7 protein-coding genes and 1 pseudogene are annotated in these 9,565 nt (G+C 69.1%); 6 read left to right on the forward strand and 2 right to left on the reverse strand.

The genetic code is table 11. The features are described 5' to 3' along the window. Window positions 1-359 precede the first annotated feature (359 nt). Genes AB4Z27_RS17685 through AB4Z27_RS17700 form a run of 4 tightly spaced genes read left to right on the forward strand, consistent with a single transcriptional unit; the run spans window position 360 to window position 5,028 of the window. Entirely contained in the window at window positions 360-2,345 is a 1,986-nt protein-coding gene (locus AB4Z27_RS17685; protein ID WP_441644919.1) for an arylsulfatase, read from the forward strand. A 13-nt stretch (window positions 2,346-2,358) separates the two neighbouring features. Continuing rightward, entirely contained in the window at window positions 2,359-3,384 is a 1,026-nt protein-coding gene (locus AB4Z27_RS17690) for a formylglycine-generating enzyme family protein (protein ID WP_441644920.1), read from the forward strand. Beyond that, window positions 3,377-4,159 (forward strand): MetQ/NlpA family ABC transporter substrate-binding protein, encoded by a 783-nt coding sequence (locus AB4Z27_RS17695; protein ID WP_441644921.1) that lies wholly within the window; start codon window positions 3,377-3,379, stop codon window positions 4,157-4,159. Before AB4Z27_RS17690 ends, AB4Z27_RS17695 begins: the two co-directional genes overlap by 8 nt. After that, the gene (locus AB4Z27_RS17700; protein ID WP_441644922.1) at window positions 4,153-5,028 is read left to right on the forward strand and encodes a YkgJ family cysteine cluster protein; all 876 of its coding nucleotides are present in this window, start codon (window positions 4,153-4,155) and stop codon (window positions 5,026-5,028) included. The genes AB4Z27_RS17695 and AB4Z27_RS17700 overlap by 7 nt, the downstream gene beginning before the upstream one ends. A gap of 30 nt (window positions 5,029-5,058) precedes the next feature. Here the strand turns inward: AB4Z27_RS17700 and AB4Z27_RS17705 are convergent, their stop codons facing one another. Then, the gene (locus tag AB4Z27_RS17705; protein ID WP_092293957.1) at window positions 5,059-5,967 is read right to left on the reverse strand and encodes a LysR substrate-binding domain-containing protein; all 909 of its coding nucleotides are present in this window, start codon (window positions 5,965-5,967) and stop codon (window positions 5,059-5,061) included. Window positions 5,968-6,117: 150 nt separating this feature from the next. On the opposite strand from AB4Z27_RS17705, the gene AB4Z27_RS17710 reads away from it, so the two are divergent. After that, a complete protein-coding gene (locus AB4Z27_RS17710; protein ID WP_441644923.1) occupies window positions 6,118-7,140 on the forward strand; it encodes a DUF1338 domain-containing protein in 1,023 nt (340 codons plus the stop codon). Window positions 7,141-7,168: 28 nt separating this feature from the next. Here the strand turns inward: AB4Z27_RS17710 and AB4Z27_RS17715 are convergent, their stop codons facing one another. Further along, window positions 7,169-9,148 (reverse strand): kelch repeat-containing protein, encoded by a 1,980-nt coding sequence (locus tag AB4Z27_RS17715; RefSeq protein ID WP_441644924.1) that lies wholly within the window; start codon window positions 9,146-9,148, stop codon window positions 7,169-7,171. Window positions 9,149-9,432: 284 nt separating this feature from the next. On the opposite strand from AB4Z27_RS17715, the pseudogene AB4Z27_RS17720 reads away from it, so the two are divergent. After that, window positions 9,433-9,565: pseudogene (locus AB4Z27_RS17720) on the forward strand (hydrolase); the annotation flags it as partial.

Below are 9,565 nucleotides of genomic sequence, written 5' to 3' on the forward strand. Positions count from 1 at the left end.
ATCCCCTAACGATGACTCAGGTGGAAGACGTGCATGCCGGCGTTCGGGGACGCTGGTCATGCCGCTTGCGGGAGTCGTGTCAGGGGGCGGGTGCGGCTGGATGCATGGCGCCACTGACGAACGACTCCGTCAGTGAGCAATCTCCAGTTGAACGGGGCGGCGTTGCGCCGCTGGTGTCCAATCGACCGCTTATACCCACGCGTTCGTTATACAGGATAGCCGGCGCCGCGGCGGCATTGATCTGGAACGCAGATCCATATATCGGCCGGGCCGATGAAGCTTATGCGAAACAATTCGTTCGGGCGCGGGGAACGCTTTCTTAGGATGGCGCTCCTTCCCGTCAAAAACGAGCGACGCGCATGACAACAAGAACAGCAGCTCCCCGAACCCCCGTCAGCCGGTTCCCGCAGTTCCGCCGATCGGCCGCCTGCCTGGCCGCGCTGGCCCTGGCCACCCTGGCGGCTGGCTGCGGCAGCGACGGCGACAGCGCCGCCCAGACCCCGGTGGCCACCACGCCGCCGCCCACGGTCCAGAAGAAGCCGAACATCATTTTCATCATGGCCGATGACCTCGGCTATTCGGACCTCGGCGCCTTCGGCAGCGAGATCCGCACGCCCAACCTCGACGCGCTGGTGAAGCAGGGCCGCATCCTGGCCAACCACCACACGGCGGCGGTCTGCGCGGTCACGCGCTCGATGATCATCTCCGGCACCGACCACCACCTGGTGGGCGAGGGCACCATGGCCACCAGCGATGTCAACTACATCGACGAAAACGGCAAGCCGGTGCCCGGCTACGAGGGCTACCTGAACGACCGCGCGCTCTCCATCGCCCAGCTGCTCAAGGAYGGCGGCTACCACACCTATATGGCCGGCAAGTGGCACCTGGGCAGCGGCCTGCCCAACGCCACCAACCAGGGCGCGGCGGTGGGCGCCAGCTCGCCGGGGCAGACGCCGGTCTCGTGGGGCTTCGAGAAGAGCTACGCGCTGCTGGGCGGCGGCGGCGACCACTACGGCCGCAACGGCAGCACGGCCTATGTGGAGGACGACCACTACGTCACGCCGAACACCACCAACTTCTTCTCTTCGGACTTCTACACGTCCACGATCATCAAGTACATCGATTCCAGCACCGGCAAGAACGCGGACGGCAAGCCGTTCTTCGCCTACCTGACCTACCAGGCGCCGCACTCGCCGCTGCAGGCCCCGGCGGCCTATATCGACCGGTACAAGGGCGTCTACGACGCTGGCTACGAGCCGATCCGTGCGGCGCGGCTGGCGCGCCAGAAGGCGCTCGGGCTGATTCCGGCGGACTTCACGCCGAACCCGGGCCGGGACGAGACGGTGGCCGTCACCCCGCGCACCGCCAACTGGGGCACGGCGCAGGCCAACTACGTGASGTCGACGAACAGCGCGGCGCAGGGCGGGGTGGATACCCGYGTGATGAACGCCAACAAGAAGTGGGATAGCCTCACCGCCGACGAGAAGCGCGCCCAGGCCCGCTACATGGAGATCTTCGCGGCGATGGTCGAGAACCTCGACGACAACGTCGGCCGGCTGGTGGCCCACCTCAAGGACATCGGCGAGTACGAGAACACGCTGATCGTGTTCCAGTCCGACAACGGCCCGGAAGCCAGCTACTACGAGTTCAGCGGCAACTACGACCAGAAYTACGACGCCAAGAACGCGGCGGCGGCGGTCTACCCGACGCTGGGCACCACCGCCTACACGGGCAGCAGCAATCTCGACTACGGCCAGCGCTGGGCGGAAGTCAGCGCCACGCCGTTCCGGCTCTGGAAGTCGTTCCCGGCCGAGGGCGGGCATTCGGTGCCGACCATCGTCAAGCTGCCGGGCGCGGTGCCTGCGGCGCAGTCGCCGCAACTCAACGCCTTCACCCACGTGGTGGACCTGGCGCCCACCTTCCTGGAGCTCGCCGGCATCGCCGCGCCCAGCACGCCGGCCGCGCCGCTGTACGACGCCAAGGGCGTGAACCGCAACGCCGGCAAGGTCGTGTACGACGGGCGCAATGTCTACCCGATCAGCGGGCTGTCGCTGGTGGCCACGCTGCAGGGCAAGGCCACGGCACCGGCACGTACCACCTTCGCCGAGGAGCTGTACGGCCGCACCTATGTCTATAGCGACAACTGGAAGGCCACGTGGATCGAGCCGCCGTTCGGCCCGGCCCATGGCGAGTGGACGCTCTACGACATCCGCGCGGACCGTGGCGAGACCAACGACCTCGCCGCCCAGCGTCCGGACGTGCTGGCGGACCTCAAGGCCAAGTGGAACGATTATGCAAAGGCGGTCGGCGCGGTATTGCCGAAGGTGCCGGGCATGATCTACTGAGGCGGCGGCGACCATGCGTATTGCATCCCGGCCGCTGGCGGCGGTCGCCGGCTTGGCCTTCGCTGCGGGGCTGGCCGTCACGGTCGGCGTGCGCGCGGTGCCGGCCATCACCGGGACTACCGCCTCGCCGCTCGGCAGCGCGCGCCASTGCCAGACCTACGCCGGCCTGCCGGACGGCTGGCGCCGGGAGCGCACCGCCGGCATGGTCCACGTGCGCGGCGGCAGCTTCGTACCCGGCACCACGCTCGGCTACCCGGACGAGCGYCCCGCCGGCACGGCGCGCGTGGGCGCCTACTGGATCGATCGCACCGAAGTCACCAACGCCCAGTTCGCCGCCTTCGTGCAGGCCACCGGCTACGTCACGGACGCCGAGCGTGCCGGCGAGGCCGTGGTCTTCCACAAGCCGAGCGATGCCGAACTCCAGCAGCGCCCGTACGCGTGGTGGTCGATGGTGCGCGGCGCGGACTGGCGGCATCCGGGCGGGCCGGCCACCGACGTCGCCGGCAAGGACAACCAGCCGGTGACGCTGGTCACGCAGGCCGATGCGCGCGCCTACGCGCAATGGCTCGGCCGCGACCTGCCCACCGAGGACGAATGGGAGTTCGCCGCCAAGGCCGGGCAGGACGGCGCCGGCCTGGAAACCGCGCCGAAGACCCCGGACGGCACGCCCACCGCCAACTACTGGCAAGGCGTGTTCCCGGTGCTCAACACCTCGCAGGATGGTTTCGACGGGCTGGCGCCGGTCGGCTGCTACGCGGCCAACGCGTGGGGGCTGCACGACATGATCGCCAATGCCTGGGAATGGACCGCCGACCCGTACACCGGCCCGCGCCAGTCGCACGCCAACGGCGACACGGCGGCGGTGGCGGCGGCCACCTCGCGCCAGCGGCGCGACGCCCGYACCGCCGTGATCAAGGGCGGCTCRTTCCTGTGCGCGCCGGATTTCTGCGTCCGCTACCGCGCCTCGGCCCGGGAACCCGCCGAGCGTGACCTGCCGACCTCGCACATCGGGTTCCGTACGGTGCTGCGCGATGGCTGACCGCTTGGGGCGATTCGCCCTCTCCATATTGCTGGCGATGATCGCCGTCACCGCCCGGGCGGACGATGCCCCGCGCGTGGTSCGCCTTGGCGTGGCGACGGAMACCGACCGCGCGCTGATCGAGGCAGCGGCGCCCGCCGGCCTCGCTCAAGGCGTGCGGCTGGAAGCCGTGGCGTTTGCCGATGCCGGCAAGGCCGCCGCCGCGCTGGCCGCCGGCCAGATCGACGGCTCCGTGGCGCAGGACGCCCAGGTGGTGGCCGCCAACCCGCAGGTCTGCGCCGCCGGCTACACGGTGACTTATCCGATGGGCCTGTACGCGCAGCAACTCGCTGCGCTGCGCGAGGTGCCGGTGGGCGGCGTGGTGGCGCTGCCGGCGGACCGCGCCGGGCAGGGGCGGGCCTTGCTGCTGCTGCAACGCTATGGGCTGGTGCGGCTCGATTCGGCGGCGGGGCTCACGCCGCGCCCGAAAGACATCGTCGATAACCCGCGCAAGCTGCGCTGGCACACGCTGCCGGCCGCGCGGCTGCCCGGCGCGCTGCGCACGAGCGCGCTGGTGGCCATGCCCTATGCGACGGCGGCCAGCGCCAACCTCGCCCCGGCGCGCGACGCCATCGGCATGGAAGACGCCCGCGTGCCCTGGGCCAATGTGCTGGCCGTGCGCGCTGCGGACTGTGGGGCGGGGTGGGCCGGGGCCACRGTGGCCGCGCTCCACGCCCCGGCTGTCAAGACCTTCATCCTGGCCCGATTCAACGATTCCGTGCGCCGGCCATGGTAGAGGGCGCCACGCTGTCGTTTGACTGCACGGCCTGYGGCAAATGTTGCAACTCGCCGCCGCTGATGAGCCTGCCGGAGCTGTTCCGCCATGCCGACCGCTTTATCGGCGCGCTGGCGCTGCGGCGCATCCGCCCGCCGGTGGCCGGCACGCGCCATGCCGTGGCGGGACGGGTGGTGGAGGTGGGGGAGGAAGACGTCGCGCAGTTCCACGCCATCGCCCGCCGGCAGGGCCATGCGCTGCCCGGCGGGGAATATCTGGTCCTGATGACGCAGGCCATCGACTATCCCTCGGCTGGCCGCTGCCCGGCGCTGGCCGACGACAACCGCTGCGCCATCCACGCCGACCGGCCCGCCACCTGCGCGATGGTCCCGCTCGACGCCTGGGTGCCCGACGGCCTGCAACAGGTGGCACTGGCCGCCAAGCAGCCCGGTGGCGCGCAGTATYTGGGTGCTGATTGCATCACTGTGGGGGCGTCCCGCCCGCTGGTGCAGGCGCGTGAGGTGGTGGATGCCGGCTATCGCGCCGCGCTGGCCCGCCGCCGCGACGCCGAGGCCGATGACAAGCGCGACTGGGGCGACGCGGTGTTTCGCCTGTTGCTGCCGGAATTGCTGGGTCCGCGCGGCGACCTCGCCGCGATCCCGCCGGACGGCCAGCGCACGCTGTCGCTGGCCCCCGTACTGGCCGTGCTGGCCGCCAATGGGGCGGATGCCCGGGCGCGCTGCCTAATATATATAGGGGCCCAGCGCGCCGGCATCGCCGCCAGCGTGGCCCGGGCCCTTGCCCGGCGCCAGCCTGCCGACAAGCCGACCACGGCCCTGCTGCGCGGCTTCGACACCGCACTGGCAGCGCTGGCCAGCCGGCTGGGTTAGCCGCAGCCGGGTCCGGGCGGTCAGGACGGTTCAGGGCTCGCGCGCCGCGTCCGGCGAGAGGCCCAGCACCCAGTCGCGGAAGGCATCCAGCGCGGGCGCGTGGGGGCCGTCCTCCGGATAGGCGAAGTAGTAGCCCTGGCTCACGTCGAGCACCCGTTCCACCGGAATCACCAGCTGGCCGGTCTCCAGTTCGCGCTCGATCAGCAGGCGCGGCGCCAGCCCGATGCCCAGCCCGGCCGCCGCGGCGGCCGTCATCATCGTAAACAGCTCATAGCGCGGCCCGCGCGCCGCCGCCACGCTGTAGTCCCAGCCCTGCACCGCGTACCAGTCGCGCCACGCCTGCGGGCGCGTGCTCAGGTGCAGATGGCGGCAGTGGGCGAAGCCCTCGGCATCGGCCAGCGCATGGGCCGCCCGAAAGGCGGGGCTGCACACCGGCACCATGCCGCCTTCCCGGAAAATCACCCCGCCGCGCGTGCCCGGCCAGAACTGGTCGCCGAAGTAGATCGCCGCGTCGTAGGCGCAATCCTGGAACGAGAAGGGCTGGGAGCGGGCGCTCAGGTTGACCGTGATCTCGGGGTGCAGCCGGGCGAAATCCGGCAGGCGGGGAATCAGCCATTGCGTGGCGAAGGTCGGCACCACGGCCAACTCCAGCGTGTAGCCCTGGGTGCGGCCGGCGCTGATCTCCTGGGTGTCCCGTTCGATATGGTCCAGATGGCGCCGCACGCGCGCCGCGTACTCTCGCCCGGTTTCGGTCAACTCCAGCCGGCGCCGCACCCGGGTGAACAGCGCCACGCCGAGCCGCTGCTCGAGCAGCGCCACCTGCCGGCCGACGGCGCTCTGGGTGAGCGCGAGTTCGTCGGCGGCACGGGTGAAGCTGCCCAGCCGGGCGGCGGCCTCGAACGCGAGCAGCGCGTTCAGGTTGGGGATGTCCTTTCTCATGGCGGGCGGGGGCAGGGTGGGGCGGCAGGGGGAGAGTATAGCGACGCGGACATCGTGCGCGCGGCGCACAACGTTGTGAGCATTCGTCGCTTGTGACCCGCCCGGCGCTGCCGCTATGCTGCGGCGCAACCCCACCGTGACCACGTCCCCATGAATTCGAACATCGCCAAGCTGCTCAATGCCAACCTGGGCGCGGCCCGCGCCGCCCACCTGCTGACCCTGGTCACCATGCCCGAAGGGCTGCCGGCCGATATCGAGGGCCGCGCCACGCGCGCCGAGATCGCCCAGGCGCTCAACGTCGTGCTGTTCGGCGATATCCTGGACCGCGTGCCGACCGGCCGCGCCTACACCGACGACGTGGCCCGGGCCGGCGGCAAGGTCACCTTCGACCACGGCGCGCTGCGCACGGTGAAGTGGGCGAGCGGCGCGCTGCCCGAGGGCGAGGCYGCCTTCACGCGCATCCTGCGCCCRCTCGGCTACGTGCTGAACGGCACCTATCCGCTCGACCGCATCGGCATGACCGGCCGCTCGTACGCCCATGCCGACGCCCCCGAGCAGATCGCCCAGTTCTTCCTGAGCGAGTTCCACCCGGAGCGCGAGCGCTACAGCGACGCCTTCCGCGCCGCCGTGACCCGCGTGACCGAAGCCTCCACCGATCCGCTGACCCCGCGCGCCCAGACGCTGCTATGGCAACTCGAACGCGACGGCCTSCTGGCCGTGGCGGATGGTGCCGAACTGGTCGGCCTGCTAGCCCGCTGCTTCGCCCGCCAGCACCCGGCGCCGCGTCTGGAAGACTACGAGACCCTGCTCCAGGAATCGGCCGAAATGGCGTGGATCTCCACCGAAGGCAACGCCTTCAACCACGCCACCGACCGCGTGGCCGACGTCTTCGCCCTGGCCGACGCCCAGAAGGCCCTGGGCCGTCCGATGAAGGAAAAGGTCGAGGTCTCCGGCAGCGGCCGCGTCAAGCAAACCGCCTTCCGCGCCGACCCGGTGACGCGCGAGTTCGTGGGCGCTGACGGCGAGACGGTGACGCGCCAGGTGCCGGGCTCGTTCTATGAGTTCATCACGCGGGACAGCTTCGAGGACGAAGCCGAGGCCCGCCGCAAGGTGGACCTCGGGTTTGACGCCGGGAACGCGCAGGGCATCTTCAAGATGACGGCGGCGGCCTAGGGATGCACGGGCCCGCGCTGGCGGGCCCTCATGGCGAGCCACTCTGGGAAATGTCGAACACCTCCGAGCTGGCCAGGTAGTTGGCGCCCTTGCCCCCTACGACGAGCAGGCGGCCGTCAGGCAGCAGTGTCGCCGCGTACGCGGTCCGGCCGCTTGCCAAAGAGGCCGCCGGCAGCCATTGGCGACTGGCGGGGTCGAAGATTTCCACGGACGACAACTGCACGTTGGCAACGCCCGATCCCCCGGCTACCACCACCTGACCGTTTGGCATGACGGTCGCGGTATGTGAGTCGCGACGGTTCTTCATCGGCGGCAGGGGTTGCCAGCTCACGGTCTGCGGATTGAACAACTCGGCCTGATCGAGTGGGGTGCCGGAATTGTTGTTGCCGCCGGCCACCAGGACGGAACCATCGGCGAGCAATGACGCCGTATGGTTGGTGCGAGGTTGGCTCATGGCGGGGAGCGTCGTCCAGGTGTTGGCGATCGGATCGTAGATTTCCGCGGCGGCCAAGGTATCCCCAGAGTCATGGTCGCCCCCTGCGATCAGCACCCGGCCGTCCGCCAGCCGTGTGGCCGTGTGGCTGGCCCGCGCCGTGTTCAGGGACGCAACGGGTGTCCAGTTGCCTGTGCCGGGGTCGTAGACTTCGGCGACGGCCGTATAGCCGCTTGGATCACCGCCTCCCGCCACCAGGACCCGACCATCGTTGAGCAGAGTAGCGGTGTGATGGAAGTGGGAAGTCGTCATGGGGGGCGTCGCGGTCCACTGCGTGTCAAAAATCTCCGCTGAGGCTAGCCCGTTGCCGCTGGTGCCCACACCGGCCACGACAAGGACGCGACCATCCTGAAGCGTCGTCGATGTGTGCAGGAAGCGCCGCGTGGCCATTGGCTGGGCCCTCATCCAGATGCCTGCCTGGGTGCGGACTTCTGTGGAACTGAGGGCACTGGACGAACTGAAGCCGGCCGCCACCAGGACCGTGCCGTCCGGGCGCAGCGAGGCGGTATGCACTGCGCGTGGTTCGTTCAGGCTACCGGACGGGGTCCAGACGCCCACTGTCGTCACCGTCAGGGTCAGGGTGGTCTGGGCCTGGCCCGCCGCGTTGGACGCCGTCACCGTGAACGGGGTCGCGGCTTGCACGGTACTCGGCGCGCCACTGATGACCCCCGTCACGCTATCCAGGTCGAGGCCGTCAGGCAGCGGGGGATTGACCGAGAACTGCGTGGGTGCGCCGCCCGTGAGCGTTGGCACATTCGGCACGATGGGCTGCCCCACCACGTACACCGCATCGTCATAAGATACCGTCGCGGGGGCCAGCAAGGGCGGCGGCTGCACGGCAATCGAAATGGTCGTTTGCACACTGCCGGCGGCATTCGCACCTGTAACGGTGTACGTCGTGGCCGGCTGGGGTGTCGACGGCGTCCCGGCAATGGCGCCGGTCTGCGCGTCGATCGACAGACCCGGAGGAAGACCCGGGGCGATGGTGAACTGCGTGATTTCCCCACCCGTGGCAATGGGCACATTGGGGGGAATGGCCTGGCCTGTCATGTAGATGGCCGACTGGAGGGGATACCTCAGGCTATCCGGGGCGATGACATGGTCGGTCACCTCGATCTGAATACGACCGATTGCCGACCCCCTGACGTTCGTGGCCTTCACCGTATAGATCGTGGCAGGGGAAGCTGAGGCTGGCGTCCCGCTAATGACACCCGACTTGGGGTCGATGGTGAGGCCAAGCGGGAGCGAGGGCGCTATCGAGAAGGACTCCACCTCCCCGCCGTGAACACGGGGCGTGTTTGGGATGATGGGCTGGCCCGTGACATACACCATGGCGCTGTCTGCGTAGCTGAGCCCAACGGGTCGAACGAATGGGATCTGAGGCGTCGACAGCTCGCCGCAGCCGGTGAGGAGCTGCATGAGCAGGGCCGCGATGACCAAGACGAGAGGCTGCAGCCCGCGAAGGGCCGCGCCAGGTTGGCGTAGGTCGCCACCGTAGGACTCAGTACGAGTCATGGAGTCTCTCCTGATCGTCAGGATGCCGAAACGTGGCGCCCCACATTCACCCCGCACTCCTGACTTCCCTAATGCTAGGCGCTTGTATCCAGGAAGGCGCCGTTACGCGCCGGTGTCAGATATTCAATAAATTTGAATAACTATGACAGCGATAGCCTGTTTTATGCGGCGGCTTGATCGCTATAGTTCAGCCCATGGACAGCGCAGCAAACGCCATGAAGCGAACAGCGTGCTGCCAGAGAGCACCGCAAATTTATTGAATATTTTTTACCGGAGAAACCACCATGTCGAACGCCACCAACGCCAAGCTGCAAGTCCTGACCCCGCGCAACAGCCAGCTGATCATCATCGACCACCAGCCGCAGATGGCCTTCGGTGTGCAGTCGATGGACCGCCAGACCATGAAGAACAATGTGG

The sequence above is a fragment of the Cupriavidus sp. KB_39 genome, from assembly GCF_052114485.1.
Lineage (GTDB): Bacteria > Pseudomonadota > Gammaproteobacteria > Burkholderiales > Burkholderiaceae > Cupriavidus.